Origin of the sequence: Streptomyces sp. NPDC058955 (genome assembly GCF_042741435.1) — a bacterium.
GTDB lineage: Bacteria > Actinomycetota > Actinomycetes > Streptomycetales > Streptomycetaceae > Streptomyces.
Map to the genome: position 1 here is coordinate 80,105 of NZ_JBHYKM010000009.1, position 22,506 is coordinate 102,610.

21 protein-coding genes and 1 riboswitch are annotated in these 22,506 nt (G+C 73.4%); of the genes, 9 read left to right on the forward strand and 12 right to left on the reverse strand.

Annotated elements, in window-relative coordinates; translation table 11 throughout:
- The first annotated feature begins 62 nt into the window (after positions 1–62).
- Together ACFW1I_RS06605 and ACFW1I_RS06610 are read left to right on the forward strand one after the other, a co-directional pair.
- Positions 63–2,144 carry a DHA2 family efflux MFS transporter permease subunit gene (locus tag ACFW1I_RS06605; RefSeq protein WP_384666644.1) on the forward strand — a complete coding sequence of 694 codons (2,082 nt, stop codon included), beginning with the start codon at positions 63–65 and terminating at the stop codon, positions 2,142–2,144.
- Positions 2,145–2,278: 134 nt separating this feature from the next.
- On the forward strand, positions 2,279–3,043 hold the full coding sequence (locus ACFW1I_RS06610; protein WP_384666646.1) for a hypothetical protein: 765 nt from the start codon (positions 2,279–2,281) through the stop codon (positions 3,041–3,043).
- A 14-nt stretch (positions 3,044–3,057) separates the two neighbouring features.
- On the opposite strand, the gene ACFW1I_RS06615 is transcribed toward ACFW1I_RS06610, so the two are convergent.
- Both ACFW1I_RS06615 and ACFW1I_RS06620 read right to left on the reverse strand, forming a co-directional pair.
- Positions 3,058–3,543 (reverse strand): GNAT family N-acetyltransferase, encoded by a 486-nt coding sequence (locus ACFW1I_RS06615; protein ID WP_384666647.1) that lies wholly within the window; start codon positions 3,541–3,543, stop codon positions 3,058–3,060.
- Between the two features lie 33 nt (positions 3,544–3,576).
- Positions 3,577–3,906, reverse strand: a complete 330-nt coding sequence (locus ACFW1I_RS06620) for an antibiotic biosynthesis monooxygenase family protein (RefSeq protein ID WP_384666649.1) — start codon at positions 3,904–3,906, stop codon at positions 3,577–3,579.
- Between ACFW1I_RS06620 and ACFW1I_RS06625 the strand changes: the two genes are divergently transcribed.
- From ACFW1I_RS06625 to ACFW1I_RS06635, 3 genes are all read left to right on the forward strand, one after another.
- A complete protein-coding gene (locus ACFW1I_RS06625; RefSeq protein ID WP_384666651.1) occupies positions 3,907–5,655 on the forward strand; it encodes a recombinase family protein in 1,749 nt (582 codons plus the stop codon).
- Positions 5,656–6,343: 688 nt separating this feature from the next.
- Positions 6,344–7,333, forward strand: a complete 990-nt coding sequence (locus ACFW1I_RS06630; RefSeq protein ID WP_384666653.1) for a serpin family protein — start codon at positions 6,344–6,346, stop codon at positions 7,331–7,333.
- A 57-nt stretch (positions 7,334–7,390) separates the two neighbouring features.
- Complete coding sequence (locus ACFW1I_RS06635) at positions 7,391–7,795, forward strand: hypothetical protein (protein WP_384666655.1); 405 nt, start codon at positions 7,391–7,393, stop codon at positions 7,793–7,795.
- A 14-nt stretch (positions 7,796–7,809) separates the two neighbouring features.
- Here ACFW1I_RS06635 and ACFW1I_RS06640 read toward each other — a convergent pair whose 3' ends face one another.
- From ACFW1I_RS06640 to ACFW1I_RS06650, 3 genes are read right to left on the reverse strand one after another with little or no spacing between them, the layout of a single operon-like run.
- On the reverse strand, positions 7,810–8,490 hold the full coding sequence (locus ACFW1I_RS06640; RefSeq protein ID WP_384666656.1) for an O-methyltransferase: 681 nt from the start codon (positions 8,488–8,490) through the stop codon (positions 7,810–7,812).
- Positions 8,487–9,575, reverse strand: coding sequence for a DUF2330 domain-containing protein (locus tag ACFW1I_RS06645; RefSeq protein ID WP_384666657.1), 1,089 nt, complete (start codon positions 9,573–9,575; stop codon positions 8,487–8,489). Before ACFW1I_RS06645 ends, ACFW1I_RS06640 begins: the two co-directional genes overlap by 4 nt.
- A gap of 40 nt (positions 9,576–9,615) precedes the next feature.
- Positions 9,616–10,869 (reverse strand): cytochrome P450, encoded by a 1,254-nt coding sequence (locus ACFW1I_RS06650; RefSeq protein ID WP_384666659.1) that lies wholly within the window; start codon positions 10,867–10,869, stop codon positions 9,616–9,618.
- 301 nt (positions 10,870–11,170) lie between these two features.
- On the opposite strand from ACFW1I_RS06650, the gene ACFW1I_RS06655 reads away from it, so the two are divergent.
- Positions 11,171–12,349, forward strand: a complete 1,179-nt coding sequence (locus tag ACFW1I_RS06655) for a steroid 3-ketoacyl-CoA thiolase (RefSeq protein WP_384666661.1) — start codon at positions 11,171–11,173, stop codon at positions 12,347–12,349.
- Between the two features lie 141 nt (positions 12,350–12,490).
- Positions 12,491–12,940, forward strand: coding sequence for a hypothetical protein (locus ACFW1I_RS06660; RefSeq protein WP_384666663.1), 450 nt, complete (start codon positions 12,491–12,493; stop codon positions 12,938–12,940).
- A 108-nt stretch (positions 12,941–13,048) separates the two neighbouring features.
- Here the strand turns inward: ACFW1I_RS06660 and ACFW1I_RS06665 are convergent, their stop codons facing one another.
- The 7 genes from ACFW1I_RS06665 to ACFW1I_RS06695 all read right to left on the reverse strand — a co-directional run bounded on the left by ACFW1I_RS06665 (position 13,049) and on the right by ACFW1I_RS06695 (position 20,696).
- Positions 13,049–13,450 (reverse strand): transglycosylase SLT domain-containing protein, encoded by a 402-nt coding sequence (locus ACFW1I_RS06665; protein WP_384666665.1) that lies wholly within the window; start codon positions 13,448–13,450, stop codon positions 13,049–13,051.
- A gap of 315 nt (positions 13,451–13,765) precedes the next feature.
- Positions 13,766–14,626, reverse strand: a complete 861-nt coding sequence (locus tag ACFW1I_RS06670) for an ECF transporter S component (RefSeq protein ID WP_384666667.1) — start codon at positions 14,624–14,626, stop codon at positions 13,766–13,768.
- On the reverse strand, positions 14,623–16,356 hold the full coding sequence (locus ACFW1I_RS06675) for an ABC transporter ATP-binding protein (protein WP_384666669.1): 1,734 nt from the start codon (positions 16,354–16,356) through the stop codon (positions 14,623–14,625). The genes ACFW1I_RS06670 and ACFW1I_RS06675 overlap by 4 nt, the downstream gene beginning before the upstream one ends.
- Entirely contained in the window at positions 16,353–17,495 is a 1,143-nt protein-coding gene (locus ACFW1I_RS06680) for an energy-coupling factor transporter transmembrane component T (protein WP_384666671.1), read from the reverse strand. Before ACFW1I_RS06680 ends, ACFW1I_RS06675 begins: the two co-directional genes overlap by 4 nt.
- Positions 17,492–18,157 (reverse strand): SCO2322 family protein, encoded by a 666-nt coding sequence (locus ACFW1I_RS06685; RefSeq protein ID WP_384666673.1) that lies wholly within the window; start codon positions 18,155–18,157, stop codon positions 17,492–17,494. Before ACFW1I_RS06685 ends, ACFW1I_RS06680 begins: the two co-directional genes overlap by 4 nt.
- On the reverse strand, positions 18,154–19,410 hold the full coding sequence (locus tag ACFW1I_RS06690) for a prenyltransferase/squalene oxidase repeat-containing protein (RefSeq protein WP_384666707.1): 1,257 nt from the start codon (positions 19,408–19,410) through the stop codon (positions 18,154–18,156). Before ACFW1I_RS06690 ends, ACFW1I_RS06685 begins: the two co-directional genes overlap by 4 nt.
- 102 nt (positions 19,411–19,512) lie before the next feature.
- A riboswitch (cobalamin riboswitch) is annotated at positions 19,513–19,587 on the reverse strand.
- A 71-nt stretch (positions 19,588–19,658) separates the two neighbouring features.
- Positions 19,659–20,696 carry an MBL fold metallo-hydrolase gene (locus ACFW1I_RS06695; RefSeq protein ID WP_384666675.1) on the reverse strand — a complete coding sequence of 346 codons (1,038 nt, stop codon included), beginning with the start codon at positions 20,694–20,696 and terminating at the stop codon, positions 19,659–19,661.
- 101 nt (positions 20,697–20,797) lie between these two features.
- Here ACFW1I_RS06695 and ACFW1I_RS06700 point away from each other — a divergent pair, with 101 nt between their 5' ends.
- Positions 20,798–22,258, forward strand: coding sequence for an aldehyde dehydrogenase (locus tag ACFW1I_RS06700; protein ID WP_384666677.1), 1,461 nt, complete (start codon positions 20,798–20,800; stop codon positions 22,256–22,258).
- Positions 22,258–22,491 (forward strand): ferredoxin, encoded by a 234-nt coding sequence (locus ACFW1I_RS06705; RefSeq protein ID WP_384666679.1) that lies wholly within the window; start codon positions 22,258–22,260, stop codon positions 22,489–22,491. The genes ACFW1I_RS06700 and ACFW1I_RS06705 overlap by 1 nt, the downstream gene beginning before the upstream one ends.
- Positions 22,492–22,506 lie beyond the last annotated feature (15 nt).

A 22,506-nucleotide genomic window follows, 5' to 3' on the forward strand; every position in this document is an offset into this window, starting at 1 on the left:
ATATCCGGACATTCGTCCCAGGATGGAGAACACGCCCGGCAGAGACGCGCAGGGAGACGCCCATGGCCCAGGAGACCAGCCCGCCGCGACCCGACGGGACGCCGGAGCCCGCACCGGCGCCGGGCGAGGGACAGAGCCGCCGCACGATCCTCGTCGCGATCGGCGCACTGCTCCTCGGCATGCTGCTCGCCGCCCTCGACCAGACCATCGTCTCCACCGCCCTCCCCACGATCGTCAGCGAACTCGGCGGCATGGAGCACCTCTCCTGGGTCGTCACCGCCTACATGCTCGCCTCCACGGCCGCCACGCCCCTGTGGGGCAAGCTGGGCGACCAGTACGGACGGAAGAAGCTCTTCCAGGGCGCGATCGTCCTCTTCCTCATCGGCTCCGCCCTCTGCGGCATCGCCCAGAACATGCCCCAGCTCATCGCCTTCCGAGCCGTCCAGGGCCTCGGCGGCGGCGGGCTCATGGTGCTGTCGATGGCCATCGTCGGGGACCTCGTACCGCCCCGGGAACGCGGCAAGTACCAGGGACTCTTCGGCGCCGTCTTCGGCGCCACCAGCGTCCTCGGCCCGCTGCTCGGCGGGTTCTTCACCGAACAGCTCTCCTGGCGCTGGGTCTTCTACATCAACCTCCCCATCGGCGTCGTCGCCCTCTTCGTCATCGCCGCCGTCCTGCACATCCCGGCCCGCTCCACCCGCCACACCATCGACTACCTCGGCACCTTCCTCATCGCCTCCGTCGCCACCTGCCTGGTCCTGGTCGCCTCCCTCGGCGGCACCACCTGGGCGTGGGGATCGCCGCAGATCATCGGGCTCGCGCTGCTCGGCGCCGTCCTGCTCGTCTGCTTCGTCGCCGTCGAACGGCGGGCCGCCGAGCCCGTCCTCCCGCTCAAGCTCTTCCGGATCCGCACCTTCACCCTGGTCTCGGTCATCAGCTTCGTCATCGGCTTCGCCATGTTCGGCGCGATGACCTACCTGCCGACCTTCCTCCAGGTCGTCCAGGGCGTCAGCCCCACCATGTCCGGCGTCCACATGCTGCCGATGGTCGTCGGCATGCTGCTCACCTCCACCGCCTCCGGCCAGATCGTGTCGAGGACCGGCCGCTGGAAGGTCTTCCCGATCGCCGGCACCGCCGTCACCGCGCTCGGCCTGCTGCTCCTCAACGAGCTGACCGAGACGACCCCCACCTGGCAGATGAGCCTGTACTTCTTCGTCTTCGGCGCCGGACTCGGCCTGGTCATGCAGGTGCTCGTCCTCGTCGTGCAGAACGCCGTCGGATACGAGGACCTGGGCGTCGCCACCTCCGGAGCGACCTTCTTCCGCTCCATCGGCGCCTCCTTCGGCGTCGCCGTCTTCGGCACGATCTTCACCAACCGGCTCACCCACAAGCTGGAGGACGTCTTCGCCCGGGCCGCCGAGGCCGGTACGCCGCTCCCGCCGGGCACCGGCGCCGGCCAGGTCGCCGCCGACCCGCGCGCCATCGCCCAGCTCCCGCCCGAACTGCGCCCCGAGGTCCTGCACGCGTACGCCACCTCCATCACGGACGTCTTCCTGTACGCGGCGCCGGTCGTCCTCGTCGCCTTCGGCGTCGCCTGGTTCCTCAAGGAGGACCCGCTCCGCGCCTCCGTCACCGCACCCGACACCAGCCAGACCCTCGCCTCCAACCCGGTCGAGCGCACCTCTTACGAGGAGGCCGCCCGCGCCCTGTCGGTGCTCGGCTCCCGCGAGGGCCGCAAGGAGATCTACGAGAAGATCACCGCCCGCGCCGGGCTCGACCTGCGCCCCGCGTCCAGCTGGCTGCTGCTGCGGATCCGCCGGCACGGCGGCGTCGAACCCGCCCGGCTCGCCGAGACCGTCCCCGTGCCGCTCCGGGTGATCACCGAGGCGGCCCGGGAGGTGGAGGAGCGGCGGCTGGCCCGCCGCGAGGGGCTCCGGCTGGTCCTCACCGAGGACGGCGCCGCGACCGCCGCCCGCCTCGCCGCGGCCCGCGAGGAGTCCCTCGCCGCACTCCTCGGCGACTGGTGGGGGCCCGACCGGCCCACCGACCTCGTCCAGCTCGTCGAGCAGCTCAACGCCGAACTCTGCGGCTCCGACGCGGAGCACCCCCGCGCCCCCGAACCGCCCCGCGACCACCGGGCCTGACGGCGCCGGAGCGCCGGAGCGAGGACAAATCGGCACGGGGGAAACCGGGATGACGGGGGATCAGCGCCGGTCGGTACCCTGTCCTGCCGAAGATCGACTTCAGTCGCAGTCACCGTCACAGGGGGATGGACAGGATGAGCAGCCACGAGCCGGGCCAGGGCTGGCCACCGCCGCCGCAGGGACAGCCGCAGGCCGGACCGGCGTACGGGACCTACGGCGCCCCGCCGCCGCCGAGCACCCCGCCGGCCCGGACGCCGTCGAACAGGGGCGCCTGGATCGGCGCGGCGGCGACCCTGGTGGCCGCCGTGATCGGCGTCGTCGGCACGTTCCTGGTGAACCAGGACGACGACGACCCGAAGGCCGCACCGGCTCCGGCACCCACGACGACCTCGGCCCCCGCTCCGACGGCGGACGACAAGCCGACCACGGACGCGTCGGTCGCCCCGGCGACGGACCCGGCCGCGGACACCGCCACGCCCGCCGCCCAGGAGACGACGGCGTCCGCCACCCCGAGCGGGCCCCCGCCCGGCACCGTGCGGTGGCAGGGGCCGCTGGTCATCACGTACGTGGACGACAAGGACCTCGACGCCGCGCCGCCCGTGGCGTCCGAGATCAACAGCGACAACGACTTCGCGGTCTACCCGTTCGGCGACCACATGCTGCGGCCCGACAACGGCGCCAAGGCCCTCGTCTGGGACGGCCCCCAGGCCCCGTCGCACACCGACTGCGCGGGCGTCGTCGACACCCTCGGCACCTCGAACGACATCCGCCTGAAGACCGGCCTGAACGTCTGCGGCCGCACCGGCGACGGCCGGCTCGTCCGGCTGACCGTCAAGAAGCTCGACGGCCTCGCCAGCGAGACCAACGCCACCTTCGACGTCGTCGTCTGGAACGGCTGACCCCGGCCGGGGCCCTACAGCTCCTTGCCGTACCAGATCTCCATGTACGGCCCCGAGCAGTACGCCGGGATCTCCCCGTACCCGTGCCGCACGTACAGCGCCCGCGCCTCGACCAGGTCGAGCCGGGTGTTGAGCACGGTCCGGCGGGCGCCGAGCGCGCGGGCGGCCTGCTCCAGGCCGTCCATCAGCAGGTCGGCGCCGCCGCGGCCGCGGAAGGCGGGGCGGACGAACACCCGGGTCAGCTCGGCCCGTTCGGCGTCGAGCAGCACGATGCCGCCGCACGCGGCGGCCTCCCCCTCGTACCGCCCGACCAGGAACTCCCCGGCGGGCGGCGCGAGCAGCTCCAGACCCTCGTCGATCATGTCGTCGTCGTACTCGTCCTCACCGATCACCCGCCCGAAGTAGCGGCCCGCGACATCGCCGTAGTAGTCGCAGCGCAGGGCGGTGGCGTCCGGGCTGTCGACGCGCTCGGGAGAGAAGATCCAGGTCATGCGGGCCATTCTGCGGCCCGCACGCCCGGGCGTGCCGCCGAATTACTTCGGCGCCGCCTGCTGCACGACCTCGAACGACCACAGCGTGGAACCGGACGCGGCCGGCTTCGGCCGCTCACCGCCCTCACCGCCCGCGGTGCCCTGGTGAGCGGCCTTCATGGAACCGCTCATCCACTTCTGGAAGTCCTCCTCGCTGCGCCACCGGGTGTACACCAGATACTGATCGGTGCCCTCCAGCGGCCGCAGCAGCTCGAACCACTCGAACCCGTCGGACCCCTCCACGGCCCCGGCCCGCGAGGCGAACCGCTGCTCCAGCACCTCCCGCTGCTCGACGGGCACGGTCAGGACGTTGATCTTTACCACACTAGGCACATGACACCTCTCAGGAAGCACAGGCCGGGCGCTGCGCCGAGCCTTGATCACGTACGTGCAGTCTCGTACATCCGCCAGTCAAAGCGGCGTGAGGACGACTCGCAGGCGTCGCCCGTGGCGCAGCGCGAACGGTGTGCCTCTCTGATCGCGTCGAAGGGGTGGAGCGACGCGGGCCACTTCGAGGACGTGGGCAAGTCGGGGTGGGACCCGAGCATCCACCGCCCGGGGTTCGAGGAGATGATGTCGGCCGTGCGCGGCGGGCACGTGGACGCGGTGGTCGTCTTCTCGCTGTCCCGCCTGACGCGTCGGGGCGCGCTGGAAGCCATGCGGATCATCGAGGAGCTGGAGGCGCACGGCGTCCGGCTGGTGAGTGTCGAGGAGCCGTACCTCGACACGTCCACCCCGGTCGGTGTCGGAATCCTCGCGATCATCGCGGGTCTGGCACAGCAGGAGTCCGACATGAAGTCGGCGTACGTCTCCGCCACCAAGGACACGCTTCGGCGGGCTGGTAGCCATGTCTCCGGCGTCGCTCCGTACGGCTTCACGGCGGAGAGGGCGACCAGCGGCAAGCTGTCGGTCGTCCGGCTCGTCCCGGACCCGGTGGAAGCGCCGTACGTCCGGGACATGGCCAAGTGGGCGGCGGAGGGCGTGTCCGCCTCGCAGATCGCCAAGCGACTCAACGAGGACGGCGTGCCCACGAAGGCGGAGTCTCTGGGGGAGTCGGGGGCCAAGCGCCTCGCCTCACGCCGTGCGCGTGGAGTCTCGGAAGCCGTGGAGCGTCCCGCGTGGGTGTCGTCCACCGTCCTGCGCATCCTGCGGGACCCGCGCCTTGCGGGGTACGCGATCGAGTGGCAAGGACGGGTACAGGCGACCAAGGACGACGACGGCAACCCTGTTCCCGGCAAGACGGGGAAGCGCGTCATCCTGCGTGACGACGAAGGGCAGCCCGTCCAGTCGCACGAAGCGCTCATCCCCACGGAGGAGTGGTGGAAGCTCCAGGACGTGCTGGACGGCCGGACGCAGGTGGTCGTACGAGCGGGCCGACGCGTCCCGACCCTGCTGGCCGGGCACGGGCTGTTGTTCTGCGACGTCTGTGGTTCCGTGATGGTGACCGACCGGCGGGCCGGGAAGCTCTACTACAAGTGCAACCGGGCCGGGGGAGTGGTCCCGGGCCACGGCGGTCTCGTCATCGGTCAGGACGCGGCGGACAGCGAGACGGCGGGGCGGGTGTGGGCCCGTCTCATGGCCATGGACCCTGACGACCCGGAAGACCTCGAATGGCTGGCCGAGGCGTCACGGCGCTTCGCCCGCCAACAGGACACCTCCCAGAGGGACGCGGAACGCGCGGCGGTGCGAACCGAGTTGGAGCACGTTCGGGAGTCCCGCCGTATCCTCCACGTGGACCGGCTGGCCGGCGTCTACGCCGATGAGACCGGTGCGCAGATGTTCAGGGAGTCCATGGCGCGGTTGGCTGCCCACGAGGAGCGGACGGCCGAACGGCTGGCACAACTGGAGGCGACCGGCAGCCGGAGCATCCAGATCCCCGACGAGTGGCCGAGCGTGGGCGGGGATCCCATCGGGGAGGGTTCGCCATGGGCGGCGTGGGACCTGGAGAAGAAGCGGGAGTTCCTGGCGCTCTTCATCGACTCGGTGAGGATCACCAAGTCCGTCGGCAGGGGCCGGAACGCGAACACCCGGGATCGTGTGATCGTGCGCTGGGCCGAGTCGCCGGAACCTGCGGGCGCCTGAGCCTTCTGAGGGGTCTGTACGGTCCGCCGCTGGGGAACCGGGGCCGCGGATCTGGGTTCACATCCGGGGGGGCACCAGCCCAAGACGAGCGTGGAGTTCGGGCGCGCAACCTATCGCTGGGTCCACCACGTCCCCGCTGCCCCGCCGGCTGTGGCCGCCAGGGCGACGAGCCATCCGGGGATGCGTTGCACGGTCACATGCAGGCCGCCGAAGCGGAGTTCGAATGCGGGGGCGGGCTGAAGGCGTGGAGCCGAGTTGTGTGCCATGTGCGTAGTGCACACGACTCGCCAAAGGCGCGCACACCCACCGTGGGCATACCCATGATGGGTATCCCGCTCGAACGACTGGCCGTGGGGGCTGGTGGTGGCTCGTCCCGCCTGACCATGTGCGGTCTGCGTAGCGCGGGCATGGGTCGACGGCTTCTAGGCTGCTGGCCGTAGCGACACTCGCCGACGGAGCTCTATGGGAGCGGCTCGGCCCATTCGTCGATCTTCACGATGCTCATGGAGGGCAGGATATGACCCACGGCTCCGGAGGCTTCGAAGCGGAGGCGGTGCGGGAGCTGGCCGTGTGGTGGTCGGCTCGGGTGGGGGGTGGGGACTTCGTCGTGTCGCCTGTGGGGTTGTGGCTGGCGCTCGGGGTTGTGGCGGCGGGGGCGCGGGGGCGGACCGGGGAGGAGTTGCGGGGGGTGCTCGGGGTCGCGGGGGAGGCGGCGGCGGAGGCCGTGACGTCGGTCGGGGGGCGGCTCGCGGGTGGGGACGGGCTCGCGGTGGCGACCGGGGTGTGGAGCAGGGTGCCGGTGCGGGAGGGGTTTCGGCGGGGGCTGCCCGGGGTGCGGTTCGGGGTGTTTCCCCGGGTGGACTGGCACGAGCTGCCCGACGCGGCCTTCGGGGCCACGGACGACGTGTCCCTCGGGGAGGTTCCGGTGCGCCTGCAGCCCGAACTCGAAGCCTGGGTGCGGGAGTCCACCGGCGGGCGGATCGCGCGGCTGCCGCTCGACCTCGACGGTTCCGAGGAGCTGGTCCTGGTCAACGCGCTCGCCCTCAAGGCCTCCTGGCTGTCCGCCTTCCCGCGCCGTCTCACCCGCGACGAGCCGTTCACCGACGGGAACGGCGCCGTCCGGCCCGTGCCGACCATGCGGCGCCGGATCCCGGCCGGGTGGGTCTGGCACGTGGACGGGACGACCGTGGTCGAGCTGCCCTGTCGTGAGGGGGTGCGGGTGCGGTTCGTCCTCGGTGCCGAAGGTGCCGAAGGTGCCGGGCCCGCCCGGGTGTTGCCCGCCGCCTGGGCGGGGGTCGGGGCGCGCCGGCCGCTCGGGGCCGACGCGGTCGACCTCTTCCTGCCGCGGTTCGCGCTCCGTACGACGGGGGTCGACGTGACGGGGCACCTGGCGGCGCTCGGCGTCCGCCTGGCCCTGCGCCCGGGCGCCGACTTCTCGGGGATCTCGGCCTCCGGCCTCTACGTCTCCAAGGTCGCGCAGTCGGCGCTGATCGAGGTCGCCGAGGAGGGTGTCGAGGCGGCGGCCGTCACCCAGGTGTCGATGCCGCGCAGCGCGGCCCCGCCCCGCCGCGAGGTCGAGCGGCGGGTGGCCTTCGACCGGCCCTTCGGGGTCGTGGTGCTCGACGCCGCCGGCGAGCTGCCGCTCTTCACCGGCTGGCGGTCCGGCGTCACCGTTTGACGGGGTGCGCCGGTGGGCGTAGTCCGGAATTGGGGGGACGCGGAGAGGAGTCCCATCATGCTCGGCGAGCAGATCGGCACGGTTTCGGGAGAGATGACAGGTCTACGGGTGCTGTCCACGGACGGTGGCCACGCCGTCACGGAGGCGTCGTTCTCGGGGACGGGCACGCTTCTCGGTACGACCGTCAGTGACATGGGGACGTACGAGTCGGTGGTCAAGCCCGACGGCACGCTCTTCGGCGAGGGGCAGGGCATCAGCATGACCGCCGGAGGGGAGACGGTCACCTGGCACGGCACGGGTGTCGGCAGGTTCAACGAGGCCGGCGGGGTGAGCTGGCGGGGCTGCCTCTTCTACGAGACCGCCTCCGCCGGGTTCGCCCGCCTCAACGGCATCGCCGCCGTGTTCGAGTTCGACACGGAGGAGAGCGGCAAGGTGTCCGGCTCGCTCTACGAGTGGAAGTAGCGCCGTCCGGCGCGTCAGGCGGCGTCCTGGTCGAGGACGCGGGCCAGGAGCAGGCCGTCGTAGCCCTTGGTGCCGACCGTCTGGAGGGCGGTCGCGTCCAGGCGGGGTTCGTTCGCGATCAGGTCGAACATCGCGCGCGTGCCCGTGATCGCCGGGTCGTCGGGGTGCTCGGTGGCGACCCTGCCGTTCCGCACCACGTTGTCGACGATGATCAGCGTGCCGGGGCGCGAGAGCTTCAGGGCCCACTCGACGTACGCCCGGTTGTTGGCCTTGTCGGCGTCGACGAAGACCAGGTCGAAGGGGCCCGCGCCCTCCTTCGCGAGGAGCGGGAGGGTGTCCAGGGCCGGGCCGGTGCGGACCTCGACGCGGTCGGCGAGGCCGGCCCGGTCGAGGTTGCCGCGGGCCACCTCGGCGTGCCGGGGGTCGTACTCCAGGGTGATCAGGCGGCCGTCGTCGGGCAGGGCGCGGGCGAGCCAGATCGTGCTGTACCCGCCGAGGGTGCCGATCTCCAGGATGCGCCGGGCGCCCTGGGTCCGGGCGAGGAGGTTGAGGAGCTTGCCCTGGTTGGGGGCGACGGCGATCTCGGGGAGTCCGGCGGCCGTGGAGGCGGCGAGGGCGGCGGTGAGCGCCTCGTCGGCGGGGACGAGCAGGTCGGTGACGTAGGCGTCGACGTCGTTCCACTGGGGGTTCGTCATGGGGTCGACGGTACTCGGCGGCGCTTCGCCCGTACGGTGAACACGGCTGCCGCGGCGAGGGCCAGGGTGCCCAGGCCGACCGTCAGCAGCCAGACGGGGACGCCGCCGAGGGTGAGCAGGCGGTTGCGGTAGACCACCTGGCGGTACGGGGTGTCGGCGACGGTGCGCAGGACGTGGTCGTCGTCGATCCGGGACGGGTCGGGGAAGCGCTGTTCCAGGACGGTGAGGTGGGCGGGGGCGCCGCCGGTGAGTGCGGCGACGGGGCCGTCGGGGCGGTCGACGCGGCCGGAGAAGGTGACCTCGGGGCGTTCGCCGCCGATCGCCGCGCGGGGTTCCATGCGGTGGTCGGCGAGGATCGACAGGCCGAGGGTCTGCGGGGAGTCGGCGAGCCGGGAGAGCCGCATGGGGTAGACGAGTTCGGTGGAGGCGAAGGTGATGCGGAGCGGGGTCAGTTCGCCGTAGAGGTGTTCGCCCTGCTTCTCGGGGGCCAGGCGGATGGCGACGTACTCCCACGCGCGGTCGACGTAGGGCCGGAGTTCGGGGGTGAGGCGGTCGGGCAGTTCGAAGCCGTTGGTGCGCAGCCAGGTGCCGAGGGCCTCGGGGTCGGTGGCGGTGAGCCGGGCGACGTCGAAGGGGCCGAGCCGTTCGCGGCCGACGACGCCGACGGAGCCGCCGGGGGCCGCGCCGGCGGCGGCGCCGTCGCCGTAGCCGCCGTCGAAGGGCCAGTCGTTGTCGCGGGGCCAGAAGTAGAAGCGTTCGCGGCGCTCGGGGGCGGCGAGGTCTTCGAGCCGGTCGAAGAGTTCCGGGTCGCCGAGGGTGACGTCCGCGCGGTGCGGCACGGGCATGACCCAGGCGGCCTGGCGGGCGTTGCCGTGGACGCGGAAGCGCATGACGACGGTCTCGGTGCGTCCGTCCCAGCGGACGGCGGATTCCTCGCGGTCGACGCCGATGCGCTCCGACTTGTGGGTGATCATGGCGCCGCAGCCGCAGGCCCAGGCGGGCGCGACGAGCGAGCCGAGCTGGAGCGCGAGCAGCGCGACGAGTGTGGTCAGGATTCTGGCCGTGGTGGTGTGTGTCCCCCGCATGCCCGATCGGACGTGCGGGGGACGGTTGCGGTTCCGGGGTTCAGCGGGCGGCGCGGACGCGGAGTTCCTTGACGCCGTTGAGCCAGGCGGCGCGCAGCCGGCGGGGTTCGCCGGCGAGGGTGAGGTCGGGCAGGACGTCGGCGAGCGCGTCGAAGATCAGCTCGATCTCCTTCACGGCGAGGGCCTTGCCGAGGCAGAAGTGGGGTCCGCCGCCGCCGAAGCCGAGGTGCGGGTTGGGATCGCGGGTGATGTCGAAGGTGTCCGGGTCGTCGAAGACCTCGGGGTCGCGGTTGGCGGAGGAGTAGAAGAGGCCGACCCGGTCGCCCCGTTTGATCTTCTGGCCGCCGAGTTCGGTGTCCTGGGTGGCGGTGCGCTGGAAGGAGACGACGGGGGTGGCCCAGCGGACGATCTCCTCGGCGGTGCCGGCGGGGCGCTCCCGCTTGTAGAGCTCCCACTGGTCGGGGTGGGTGAGGAAGGCGTGCATGCCGTGGCTGATCGCGTTGCGGGTGGTTTCGTTGCCGGCGACGGCGAGCAGCAGGACGAAGAAGCCGAACTCGTCGGAGGAGAGGTTGCCTTGGCCCTCGGCGGCGACGAGCTGGGACACGATGTCCTTCGCGGGGCACTCCTTGCGGGCGGCGGCCATGTTCATCGCGTAGGCGATGATCTCCATGGCGGCCTCGACGCCGATCTCCTCGGTGATGGCGTACTCGGGGTCGTCGTACGCGACCATCTTGTTGGACCAGTCGAAGATCCGGGCGCGGTCCTCCTGGGGGACGCCGATGAGTTCGGCGATGGCCTGGAGGGGCAGTTCGACGGCGACCCGGGTGACGAAGTCGAAGGTGCTGTCGGGGTCTTCGGCGGCGGCGGCGCGTGCCTCCTCGGCGATGGCGCGGGCTCGGTCGCGCAGGGCGGTCTCCAGGCCGCGGATGGCGCGCGGGGTGAAGCCGCGCTGGATGATCTGGCGGACCCGGGTGTGTTCCGGCGGGTCCATGTTGAGCATGATCAGCTTCTGGACGTCGATCTGTTCGCGTCCGATGTGCTCGTTGAAGCGGATCACGGCGGTGTTCTCGTGGGAGGAGAACAGCTCGGGGTGGGTGGAGACGTACTTGACGTCGGCGTGGCGGGTGACGGCCCAGTAGCCCTCGTCGTCGAAGCCGGTGATGCCGCGCGGCTGGGGGCACCACCAGACCGGGGCGGTCCGCCGCAGCTCCGCGAACTCGGGGAGCGGGACCCGGCTGCGCAGCAGGTCGGGGTCGGTGGCGTCGAATCCTTCGGGGAGGTGGGGGCAGGTCATCGGCAACACGCTCCAATATCTGATGGACCATCAGAAGTTGCCGGGAAAGTTAGTAACGAGTTCTACAACTCGCAAGAGGTGCGGGCGGAATACGCCCCCGCGCGCCTCCCGGACCGTCCCGATGAGCCCTCGACCGCGCCCGGATGTCCGCTCCTTCACCGAACTCCTGCCTTCCGGACCCTTGCGTACCGGCGGTAGCAGTCCTCAGACTTCACCCAGAACTAGAACGCGTACTAGTTCTCCCATGACGCCGACCGGCGGGTGCCGGGACACCCCGCCCGGTCGAGGAGAGGACCAGCTCATGGCCGCGGAACCCGTCATCGTCGAAGCCGTACGCACCCCCATCGGCAAGCGCGGAGGCGCGCTCGCCAACCTCCACCCCGCCTACCTCCTGGGCGAGACCTACCGCGAACTCCTCGGCCGCACCGGCATCCCCGCCGACTGCGTCGAACAGATCGTCGGCGGCACCGTCACCCACGCCGGCGAGCAGTCCATGAACCCCGCGCGCACCGCCTGGCTCACCATGGGCCTGCCGTACGAGACCGCCGCCACCACCGTCGACTGCCAGTGCGGCTCCTCGCAGCAGGCCAGCCACATGGTCGCCAACATGATCGCGGCCGGCGTCATCGACGTCGGCATCTCCTGCGGCGTCGAGGCCATGTCCCGGGTGCCGCTCGGCTCCGGCTCCAAGCACGGGCCCGGCAAGCCCTTCCCCGACGAGTGGAACGTGGACCTGCCCAACCAGTTCGAGGCCGCCGAGCGGATCGCCCGCCGCCGCGGGCTGACCCGCGAGCGGGTCGACTCCCTCGGCGTCATCTCCCAGGAGCGGGCGGCCGTCGCCTGGTCCGAGGAGCGGTTCAAGCGCGAGACCTTCGCCGTCCAGGTCCCGACCACCGAGGAGGAGCAGCACGCCGGTCAGGGCATGTGGCGGCTGGTCGACCGCGACGAGGGGCTGCGCGACACCAGCATGGAGGGGCTCGCCCGGCTCAAGCCGGTCATGCCCACCGCCGTCCACACCGCCGGGAACTCCTCCCAGATCTCCGACGGAGCCTCCGCCGTGATGTGGGCCTCCAAGCGCATGGCCCGCGCGCTGAAGCTGCGCCCCCGCGCCCGGATCGTCGCCCAGGCGCTGGTCGGCGCGGACCCGCACTACCACCTCGACGGCCCCATCGACGCGACCCGCGCGGTGCTCGGCAAGGCCGGCATGTCGCTCCGGGACATCGACGTGGTCGAGATCAACGAGGCGTTCGCCGCGGTGGTGCTGAGCTGGGCGCAGGAGTTCGACAAGGACCTCGACGGCCTGGAGAAGGTCAACGTCAACGGCGGCGCCATCGCCCTCGGCCACCCGGTCGGCGCCACCGGCGCCCGGCTGATCGCCACGGCGCTGCACGAGCTGGAGCGGTCCGACAAGGAGTTCGCGCTGGTCACGATGTGTGCGGGCGGCGCGCTCGCCACCGGGACGATCATCCAGCGCCTCTAGACCTGGCAGGGGTGCCCGGGAAACGCGGGGCCCCGTCCCTCCGGAGTGGGAGGGGCGGGGCCCCGCGCCCGTGCCGGGAGGCCGGGAACCCGGGAGCCGGGTCGCCGCGTCCCCTGGGGAGACCGATCACGAGGGGGACGCATGACCACGCGGGGGAAGCGGTTACGGTCCGCTGTTGTCGGTGCGCTGCTGGTGGGGGGCGCGCTGGCGGGGTGCACGCAGGAGTCGGACACCGAGGGGCGTACGGAACGGCAGACCGCCGAAGCGTACGTCCGGGCCCTGAACGGCCGGGACGTGGCCGCGCTCGCGGAGCTGGCGCCGCCCGGCTACGAGGGGGTCGAGGCGGACGCCCGGAAGCTCGTCGCCGCGGACGGCGGGAAGGGGCTGCGGATCGAGATCGTCGAGGTGTCGCACGAGTTCGGCCCCGACGTGGCGAGCACGCGGGTCTCCGGCACGGGCCGGGACGGCAGCCCCTTCAGTACGTACGTGCAGATGGTCCGGGAGGACGGCGACTGGGTCGTCGTCCTCGGGCACGCGCCCGGGGCGGGAACGAAGGGCGGCGCGAGCCCGGCGAGCACCGAACGGCCCTGAGACCCAAGGGTCCCGGAAACGCCGCAGGGCCCCGGAAACGCCGCAGGCCCCGCCCCTCCGAGTGGAGGGCGGGGCCTTGCGGTGGGGCGCGGTGCGGCGTGGTGACTCTTAGTACCAGCCGTTGGCCTGCCAGAACGCCCAGGCGGCGTTCGGGGAGCCGTAGCGCTCGTTCATGTAGTTGAGGCCCCACTTGATCTGGGTGGCCGGGTTGGTCTTCCAGTCGGAGCCGGCCGAGGCCATCTTCGAGCCCGGCAGGGCCTGGACCAGGCCGTAGGCGCCGGAGGAGGAGTTGGTGGCCTTGAAGTTCCAGCCGGACTCGTGCGAGACGATCTTGCTGAAGGAGGCGAACTGCGAAGCGGGGACGATGTCGCGGGCGAGCTCCTGCGGGCTGGCGGCCGAGGCCGTGCCCGTCGTGCCGAGCACCGCACCGGAGGCGCCGAGCAGGACGGCGGCGGTGGCGGCGAAGGTCTTCTTGCGGGCGGCGGCACGAGTGGCGATGGAGCGGAACAAAACGTCTACCTAACGTCGGGGACTGTGGCTGCGCCGGGCGTCACGGCCGTTTCCGACCGTTTTCGACATGCCGGAACCAGAGCCCGGGGAATCCGGGGACTGGGGGAACCGGCCTGCCGCGGTGCTTCGCTCTCGCTGAGCCGAGCACCTGCTGCCTGGCGACGTCCACTACAGAAACAAATCCCCGAGGGCGATGCAACGGTCCCCTGTACGAGGGAGGTTCGGACTCGGCGGGGTCGGGCGCCCCGGCGACCGGCATACGTTTTCGCAGGTCACGCCCACTGATGGGCGTTTTGCGCGACTCGTCCCGTTCTACTATTTCCGGTCGTACGTGACGTGGGTCCTATGAGGCGCCTCACCCGGGGACCCCTCCACGGGCCCCTCGAATGTGACCTGGGCCTCGAAGTTCGCCCGCCGCGTGGCCCTCCGCAGCGCCCGCAGCAGCGGCCCGCCGACCGTGAGCGTCAGGACCACGGTGAGCGCGGCCCGCCCGAGGTCCCAGCCGAGCGAGGTGGCCAGCACGTACGCCGCGAACCGGACCAGGTTCTCGCCCGCCGGGGCCCCCGGCACGAAGGACAGCCCCGGCGCGAGGGCGATCGTCACCCAGCCGTACAGATTGGTGACCGTGCCGTACGCGAACGCCGCCACGCAGCCGTACGCCGAGAGCATCAGCAGCTCCCGCCGCCCCCGCACCCCCGCCGGCAGCAGCCCCGCGCCCATCGCGAACCAGCCCATCGCCAGCATCTGCGTCGGCATCCACGGCCCCACCCCGCCCGTGAGCAGCGCCGACGCGAACATCGTCACGGCCCCGAGCACGAAGCCGAAGCCGGGGCCGAGGACCCGGCCGCTCAGCACCATCAGGAAGAACATCGGCTCCAGGCCGGCCGTGCCCGCGCCCAGCGGGCGCAGCGCCGCCCCCACGGCGGCCAGCACCCCCAGCATCGCCACCGCCTTCGCGTCCATCCCGCAGTCCGCGATCGTCGCCACGACGACGGCGATGAGGAGGGGGAGGATCAGCGCGAAGAGCCACGGCGCGTCGGCGGCGTGGTCGGTGACGGCGGACCCGGCGTCCGCGAAGAGGGGCCAGCCGATGCCGGCCAGCCCGACGAGGGAGACGAGGACGAGGGCGGCGACCGAGCGCGGCCCGAGCCGGACGGGGTGGTGTCGCCTGGTCATGGGCGCAGGGCCTCCTCCACCTGCTCGACCGTGAGCCACGGCTCCGGCGCCAGGATCTTCGCGACCTGCGGGGCGAAGGCCGGGGAGGAGACGACGACCTCGGCGGTCGGCCCGTCCGCGACCAGCTCGCCGCCCGCGACGATCACCACCCGGTCCGCCAGCTCCGCCGCCAGCTCCACGTCGTGCGTGGCCAGCACGATCGCGTGCCCGGCGGCGGCGAGGGCCCGCAGCCGGGCGACCAGCCGGGCCTTCGCCGCGTAGTCCAGGCCGCGGGTCGGCTCGTCGAGCAGGACCAGCGGCGGTGCGGCGGTCAGCACGACGGCCAGCGCGAGCGCCAGCCGCTGCCCCTCGGACAGGTCGCGCGGGTGGGTCGTGTCCGTCACGCCCGGTACGAGCTCCGTCACCAGCGCCCGGCAGGTCCCGGGCGGCGCGCCCGCGTCCGCGTCGGCGGCGGCGCACTCGTCGGCCACGGTCTCCGCGTACAGCAGGTCCCTCGGCTCCTGCGGGACCAGGCCGACCTGGCGGATGAGGGTGCGCGGGGCGGTGGTGTGCGGGACCAGCCCCGCGACCTGTACCGACCCGGTCGTCGGCGCGATCATGCCCACGATGGTGGAGAGGAGGGTGGACTTCCCGGCGCCGTTGCGTCCCATGAGCGCGACGGTCTCGCCCCGGGCGACCCGGAGGTCGACGCGCCGCAGCGCCTCGACGCGGCCGCGGCGGACGGCGAGGCGGTGGACGTGGAGGAGGGGGGCGGTGGGGTCGGGCGCGGGTGCGGGCGTGGCGGTGCGTGCGCGGCGCCACGGGAGCAGGGACCTTCCCCCACCCTGCCCCTTCCCGTCATCGGGGGCTCCGCCCCCGGACCCCCGCACCTCGGACGTCGGCGGGGCCGGATGTCCGGCCCGCCCGTCGGCCCGCCCCGCCTCCCGCTCCTCCAGCCGCGCCTTCAGCTCGCCCGCCCGCCTCCGCGCGTCCCGCACGGTCAGCGGCAGCGGGTCCCAGCCCGCCACCCGCCCCAGGCCGACCACCGGCGGGTGCACCGGCGAGACGGCCATGACGTCGGCGGGGGTGCCGAGGACCGCGTCCGGCAGGAGCAGGACGCGGTCGGCGTACTGGACGACCCGCTCCAGGCGGTGCTCCGCCAGGAGGACCGTGGTGCCCAGGTCGTGGACGAGCCGCTGGAGCACCGCCAGGACGTCCTCGGCCGCCGACGGGTCCAGCGCGGAGGTCGGTTCGTCGAGGACGAGGACCTTGGGGTGGGTGGTCAGGACGGAGCCGATCGCGACCCGCTGCTGCTGGCCGCCGGAGAGGGTCGCGATCGGCCGGTCGCGGAGTTCGGCGAGGCCCAGCAGGTCCAGGGTCTCCTCGACGCGCCGCCGCATCACCGCGGGGGCGAGGCCCAGGGACTCCATGCCGTAGGCCAGCTCGTCCTCGACGGTGTCGGTGACGAAGTGGGCGAGCGGGTCCTGCCCGACCGTCCCGACGAGGTCGGCCAGCTCGCGCGGGTGGTGGGTACGGGTGTCCCGGCCGTCCACGGTGACCCGGCCCCGCAGCGTCCCGCCGGTGAAGTGGGGGACGAGGCCGGAGACCGCGCCGAGCAGGGTGGACTTGCCGACGCCGGACGGGCCGACGAGGAGGACCAGCTCGCCCTCGGGGACGGTGAGGTCGAGGTTCCGCAGGGTGGGGGCGGCGGCGTCCTCGTACGTCACGGAGACGTTCTCGAAGCGGATCACGCGGACGACCCTTCGGCAGCGGGCGGTACGGGGGCGATGACGGCCGGCAGCAGGCCGGGCAGGACCGACAGGGCCGGCCACAGCGGCAGCTCCGGCGCGACGAGCGGGACGACGCCCGGGTGCAGGGCCTCCGGCGCGTACGCGTTGGCCCGGATCATGAGGACGGCGACGGCGATGCCGGACGCGGCGACCAGCCAGGAGCGGGGGCCGAAGCGGTCCGGCCGGTAGCGGGTGCGGACGCTCCGCCGGCCGCCGAGCCGCAGCCCCGCGACGGCCGCGAGGAGTCCGGCGACGAGCAGCGGCAGCCCGTATCCGGCGCCCTGGGCGGCGAGCAGCCCGTAGGAGCCGGCGCAGACGCCGAGCAGCCCGCCGAGGGTGAGGACGTTCGTGGTGCGGCGGACGGCCGGCGGGACCTGGGCGGTGCGCCCGTACCCGCGCGCGTCCATGGACGCGGCGACGGCGACCGACCGTTCGAGCGCGCCCTCCAGGACGGGGAGGCCGATCTGGAGGACCGCCCGCACCCCGCCGGTGGGCCGGCCGCGCAGCCGCCGGGCGGTGCGGAGCCGGACGACGTCGGCGACCAGGTTCGGCGCGAAGGTCATCGCCACGACGACCGCGACACCGGCCTCGTACAGCGCCCCCGGCAGCGACTTCAGCAGCCGCGCCGGGTTGGCGAGCGCGTTGGCCGCGCCGACGCAGATCAGCAGGGCGGCCAGCTTGAGCCCGTCGTACAGGGCGAATAGGAGCTGCTCGGCGGTGACCCGGCCGCCGATCCGGATGCCCTGCGCCCACTCCGGCAGCGGCAGCTCGGGCAGCGTGAACAGCTCGTGCGCGCCCGGGACGGGCGAGCCCAGCAGCACCGAGAAGACGATCCGCACGCCGACGACGAACAGGCCGAGCTTGACGAAGGCGCCGTACGACCGGGCCCAGGGCGCGTCCGTGCGGCGCGCCGCCACCACGTACCCGGCGACGCCGACGATCAGCCCGAGCAGCAGCGGGTTGGTGGTCCGGGAGGCGGCGACGGCGAGCCCGAGGGCCCACAGCCACCAGGCGCCCGGGTGCAGGGCGTTGCCCCGGTCCGCCACGGGCGCCAGGAGACGCCCCGGCAGGCCGGGGGTGACGGAGGGGGCCTGGCTCATGCGCGGCGGCGGGACTTCCACACGGCCGCGGCACCGAGGGCGAGGACGGCCCCGCCGCCGACGAGGAGACCGGCCGACGGGCCGCCGTCGGAGGACCCGGCGGCCGCCTTCGGGGCGGTGGACGCGGCGGCGGCGCCGGAGTCGGCGACCGCCTCGCCGCAGCCCTGCCGCGGATAGCCCGCGATGCCGCAGAGCATGGCGGAGGCGTCGTAGCGGAGCGGCTTCGCGACGGCCGCGAGGGCGTCCGCGGCGGTGGCGTTCCCGTCGATGCGGGCGCAGCCGGTCGTCGGCGCGTCCTTCGGCGGGGTCTCGCCGGCGGGTGCGTCCTTCGGGGTGCCGAAGTCGACGACGACCGCGATCCGCTTCGTCCCGGCGCTCGGCTCCACGCCGCCGCAGATCGTGGCGAAGTCGGGTGCGGCGGTCGGTTTCGTCGCGTCGGCGGAGTCCTCGCTCAGCGCGAAGCGGAAGCCGACGGCGTCGCCGTCGGCGGGCCGGGCGGTCGCCGGGCCCTGGTGGGCGTAGGTCCACGTCCCGGCGTCGGCCTCCCAGTAGGACCAGTACCGGTAGCCCGCCGCCTGGGCGGGGGCCGCCGCGCCGAGGGCGAGCAGCAGCCCGGCCGTGCCGCAGGCCAGCGCGCCGGCGGCCTTCCTCCGGAGGGTCACTTCTTGCGGCCGCTCAGGAGGAAGCCGATGCCGACGCCGACGACCATGCCGATGCCGATGATCCACCAGACGTCGAAGCCGAGGAACGAGTCCTCCTCCTCGTCCTCGGTGGAGACGGCGGAGGTGTCGGGCGTCTTGGGCGCGGGGCCGGTCGCGTTCAGCGCCTCGACCAGGTCGACCTTGCCGAACTCGCGCGGGTCGGCCTCCATCGCGCGCGCGGCCAGGATCAGCTGCGCGTAGGCGGCGGGGCCGGACTCCTTCGCCCACGGGGCGGCGTTCTGCTCCAGCCACTGGAGGGCGGGCTCGGCGAGCCGGGCGGTGCCGGCGGCGGCGAGGGCGACGACCGCGTCGGCGGTGTTGCCGAAGTCCGGCTTCGGCTCGGCGTCGGTGGCGCCCGGCAGCGGCGGGGTGGTCAGGTGACCGGTCTGCACGAGCGACTTGGCGAGGTACGAGGCGCCGTTGAGGGCGGCCCGCTCGACGGTCGGCTCGGAGAGGTCGACGCAGGTCGGGGCCTGCGGCGGGGTGGCCTTCACGGCCGTGATGCCCTTGCCGAGCCCGGCGAGGGTGGCGGCGGCGGTCGCGTCCGCGTTGGCGAGCAGCTTGCCCGTCTTGTCCGGCTGGTAGGCGAAGGCGCCCGGGCCCTCGTCGTCGGCGCAGGGCAGCGCGAGCGCGAGCAGCGCGTCGTAGGGGGTGCGGCCCTGGGAGGAGGTGTACGAGCCGGGCTTGACGCCCGAGGCGGCGAGGGCGCTGACGACGATCGAGGTCGAGTTGGCGTCGCTGGGGCCGCCGGGGGTGTAGCTCCAGCCGCCGTCCTTGTTCTGCACGCCGCGCAGCCAGCCGTAGCCGGACGTGACCGCGGTGTCGATCTTCGTCGGGTCGGCGGCCTGGCGGCGGACCGCGCCGAGCGCCTGGAGGGCGACGGCGGTGGCGTTGGAGTCCCGCATCGTCTTGTCGTCGCAGGGCTTCGTGGTGTCCGCCCGGTAGGAGGCGAAGGAGCCGTCCGCGCACTGCTGGCCGAGCAGCCAGTCGACCGCCTGGTCGGCGGGCTGGTAGCCGGTGGCGCGCTGGGCGAGGAAGGCGAGCGACTGGCGCCAGACGCCGTCGTAGGTGGGGTCGCCCTTGCCGTACAGGCCGGGCGGGAGCGCGGCGGCGGAGGCGCTCGGGGAGGGGGCGGCGGCGGCCGTGCCCGTCGCGGCGGTGCTGAGCACGGCTGCCGCTGCGGTGAGCGCGGCGGCGGCGCGGCGGACGCTGATCATGGTTGCCTCTCGTGCGGGCACCGGACTCCGGTTCCCCGCGCGGGGCCCGCGTCCGGCGCCGTATTCCTCGACGGTGCCGGCGCTCACGTCCCGGGGGCAGGGCGTTCCGGCTCGCCGCTCCGAGGAGTGGCTCACGGTTGCGGGTCAGCGCCGGAGTCGCACCGGCTTTCCCCTGCTTCGGGCATGAAGACGACCGGGCCACTGTACCGGCCTGCCGGTGAGGCTCCCCGGGCGTGCGAGCCGCGTCACACCGCCACGTACGCCACCGGCTCCGTCCCCGTCACGGCCTCCGCGCGGCCCAGCTTCACCAGGCGGCGGATGTGGGCCTCGGCCTCGCTGACGGCGATGTTCCGGGAGCCGTAGGGGATGCGGTCCCAGGGCCGGTTCCACTCCATGCGCTCGGCGAGCTGCCACGGGGTGAGCGGGGTGGCGAGGAGGGCGAGGAGGCCGGCGAGCCGGTCCTCGTGGTGGTCGAGGAGTTCGCGGACGCGCCCGGCGGCGTCGGGGAAGGCGTGCTGGTGGGCGGGGAGGACCTCGGCGACGCCGAGCCGGCCGACCCGCTCCAGGGAGTCCAGGTAGTCGCCGAGGGGATCCGTCTCCGTGGCGTCGTCGGGGTCCTCGTACAGCCCGATGTGCGGGGAGATCCCGGGGAGCAGGTGGTCGCCGGAGAAGAGCCGGCCGTGGCCGGGGAGCCCGGCGGGGTGCTGCTCCTCCAGGTGGAGGCAGACGTGCCCGGGGGTGTGGCCGGGCGTCCAGACGGCGCGGAGTCGGCGTCCGGCGAGGTCGAGGAGTTCGCCGGGGACGATCTCCCGGTCGGGGAGGGCCGCGCCGAGGCCGGGCAGGGTGCGCATCCGGCCCCCGGAGCGGGCGGCGCGCAGCGGCGCGAGGTGGTCCTCGGGCGCGCCGGCGGCGGCCAGTTTGCGGGCCAGGTAGTCGAGCCAGGTGCCGGGGTCGGACGCGCGGGTGCGGCGGACGACGGCGGTGTCGGCGGCGTGCATGGCGATCCAGGCCCCGGACTCCTCCCGGACCCGCCCGGACAGCCCGTGGTGGTCGGGGTGGTGGTGGGTGATGACGACGCCGTGGACCTCGCCGACGCCGATGCCCAACGCCCGCAGCCCGTCGGTGAGTTCGGTCCAGGAGTCGGGGTCGTCCCAGCCGGTGTCGACGAGGACAGGCCCGCGGTCGGTGTCGAGGACGTGGACGAGGGTGTGGCCCAGCGGGTTGTCCGGGATGGGCACCCGCAGCGACCAGACGCCGCCACCGTGCTCGGTCACCTGCGTCATGAGCGTCCTCATCTCTGCGTACCGGTACGACCATTGCCCACTATAACTAGAACTGATATCAGTTCTGAGACACCGTCAGATACCCCCGGGAGGCGACCGGCATGAGCGAGCTCGTGGAGCACGGACAGCTGTTCATCGGCGGGGAGTTGACCGATCCGCTCGGTGACGCCTCCATCGAGGTGATCTCGCCGCACACCGAGGAGGTCATCGGAAGGGTCCCGCACGCCTCGCGCGCCGACGTCGACCGGGCCGTCGCGGCCGCCCGGCGGGCCTTCGACGAGGGGCCCTGGCCGCGGACGAGCCTGGAGGAGCGGATCGCGGTCGTCTCCCGGATCAAGGACGCCATCGCCGTCCGGCACGAGGAGCTGGCCCGCTCGATCAGCTCCCAGAACGGCTCCCCGTACTCCTGGTCCGTCCTCGCCCAGGCGCTCGGCGCGATGATGGTGTGGGACTCGGCGATCACCGTCGCCCGCGACTTCGTCTTCGAGGAGCGGCGCGGCGGCGTCCTCGGCCCGCTGCTGGTGCGGCGCGAGCCGGTCGGCGTGGTCGCCGCGGTGGTGCCGTGGAACGTGCCGCAGTTCACCGCCGCCGCCAAGCTGGGCCCGGCGCTGCTCGCCGGCTGCACGGCGATCCTCAAGCCCTCGCCGGAGTCGCCGCTCGACTCCTACCTCCTCGGCGAGATCGCCGCCGAGGCCGGGCTGCCCGAGGGCGTCCTCTCGATCCTGCCCGCCGACCGGGAGGTCAGCGAGTACCTGGTCGGGCACCCGGGCGTCGACAAGGTCTCCTTCACCGGCTCGGTCGCGGCCGGCAAGCGCGTGATGGAGGTCGCCTCCCGCAACCTCACCCGCGTCACCCTCGAACTCGGCGGCAAGTCGGCGGCGGTGATCCTGCCGGACGCCGACGTGGCGACCGCCGTCGCCGGGATCGTCCCGGCCGCCTGGATGAACAACGGGCAGGCGTGCGTCGCCCAGACCCGGATCCTCGCCCCGCGCTCCCGGTACGAGGAGATCGCCGAGGCGCTGGCCGCCGCGGCCTCCGCGCTGGTCGTCGGCGACCCGCTCGACCCGGCCACCCAGGTCGGCCCGCTCGTCGCCCGCCGCCAGCAGCAGCGCTCCCTCGACTACATCGGCATCGGGCAGCAGGAGGGCGCCAAGCTCCTCGCGGGCGGCGGCCGGCCGGACGGCCTCGACCGGGGCTGGTACGTCGAGCCGACCCTCTTCGGCGACGTCGACAACGCGATGCGGATCGCCCGCGAGGAGATCTTCGGCCCGGTCATCTGCCTGCTGCCGTACGGGGACGAGGCCGAGGCCCTGCGGGTCGCCAACGACTCCGAGTACGGCCTCAGCGGCAGCGTCTGGACCGGCGACGTCGAGCACGGCATCGACTTCGCCCGCCGGGTCCGCACCGGCACCTTCAACGTCAACACCTTCAGCCTCGACATGCTCGGCCCCTTCGGCGGCTACAAGAACTCCGGCCTGGGCCGCGAGTTCGGCCCCGAGGGCCTGGGCGAGTACCTGGAGCACAAGATGATCCACCTGCCGGCCGGCCACGGGGGCAACTGATGGGCGACCGCTGGCACCTGGAGGTCGACCGGGGCGTCTGCATCGGCTCCGGCCTGTGCGTCACCCACGCCCCCGACGGCTTCCGCCTCGACACCGCCCGCCAGTCCCACCCGGTGACCCCGGAGACCGACGCGGGCGAACGGATCCTCGCGGCGGCGGAGGGCTGCCCGGTGGAGGCCATCCTCATCACCCTCGCGGACGGCGGCGAGCCGGTCTACCCCCCGGAGGAGTAGCCCCCGGCCCGGCGG

Excerpts from the sequence above, each read along its gene's own strand:
- ACFW1I_RS06605 (WP_384666644.1), top strand. The coding sequence starts at position 63 with ATGGCCCAGGAGACCAGCCCGCCGCGACCCGACGGGACGCCGGAGCCC.
- ACFW1I_RS06610 (WP_384666646.1), top strand. The coding sequence starts at position 2,279 with ATGAGCAGCCACGAGCCGGGCCAGGGCTGGCCACCGCCGCCGCAGGGA.
- ACFW1I_RS06615 (WP_384666647.1), bottom strand. The coding sequence starts at position 3,543 with ATGGCCCGCATGACCTGGATCTTCTCTCCCGAGCGCGTCGACAGCCCG.
- ACFW1I_RS06625 (WP_384666651.1), top strand. The coding sequence starts at position 3,907 with ATGACACCTCTCAGGAAGCACAGGCCGGGCGCTGCGCCGAGCCTTGAT.
- ACFW1I_RS06635 (WP_384666655.1), top strand. The coding sequence starts at position 7,391 with ATGCTCGGCGAGCAGATCGGCACGGTTTCGGGAGAGATGACAGGTCTA.
- ACFW1I_RS06640 (WP_384666656.1), bottom strand. The coding sequence starts at position 8,490 with ATGACGAACCCCCAGTGGAACGACGTCGACGCCTACGTCACCGACCTG.
- ACFW1I_RS06645 (WP_384666657.1), bottom strand. The coding sequence starts at position 9,575 with ATGCGGGGGACACACACCACCACGGCCAGAATCCTGACCACACTCGTC.
- ACFW1I_RS06650 (WP_384666659.1), bottom strand. The coding sequence starts at position 10,869 with ATGACCTGCCCCCACCTCCCCGAAGGATTCGACGCCACCGACCCCGAC.
- ACFW1I_RS06655 (WP_384666661.1), top strand. The coding sequence starts at position 11,171 with ATGGCCGCGGAACCCGTCATCGTCGAAGCCGTACGCACCCCCATCGGC.
- ACFW1I_RS06660 (WP_384666663.1), top strand. The coding sequence starts at position 12,491 with ATGACCACGCGGGGGAAGCGGTTACGGTCCGCTGTTGTCGGTGCGCTG.
- ACFW1I_RS06670 (WP_384666667.1), bottom strand. The coding sequence starts at position 14,626 with ATGACCAGGCGACACCACCCCGTCCGGCTCGGGCCGCGCTCGGTCGCC.
- ACFW1I_RS06680 (WP_384666671.1), bottom strand. The coding sequence starts at position 17,495 with ATGAGCCAGGCCCCCTCCGTCACCCCCGGCCTGCCGGGGCGTCTCCTG.
- ACFW1I_RS06695 (WP_384666675.1), bottom strand. The coding sequence starts at position 20,696 with ATGACGCAGGTGACCGAGCACGGTGGCGGCGTCTGGTCGCTGCGGGTG.
- ACFW1I_RS06700 (WP_384666677.1), top strand. The coding sequence starts at position 20,798 with ATGAGCGAGCTCGTGGAGCACGGACAGCTGTTCATCGGCGGGGAGTTG.
- ACFW1I_RS06705 (WP_384666679.1), top strand. The coding sequence starts at position 22,258 with ATGGGCGACCGCTGGCACCTGGAGGTCGACCGGGGCGTCTGCATCGGC.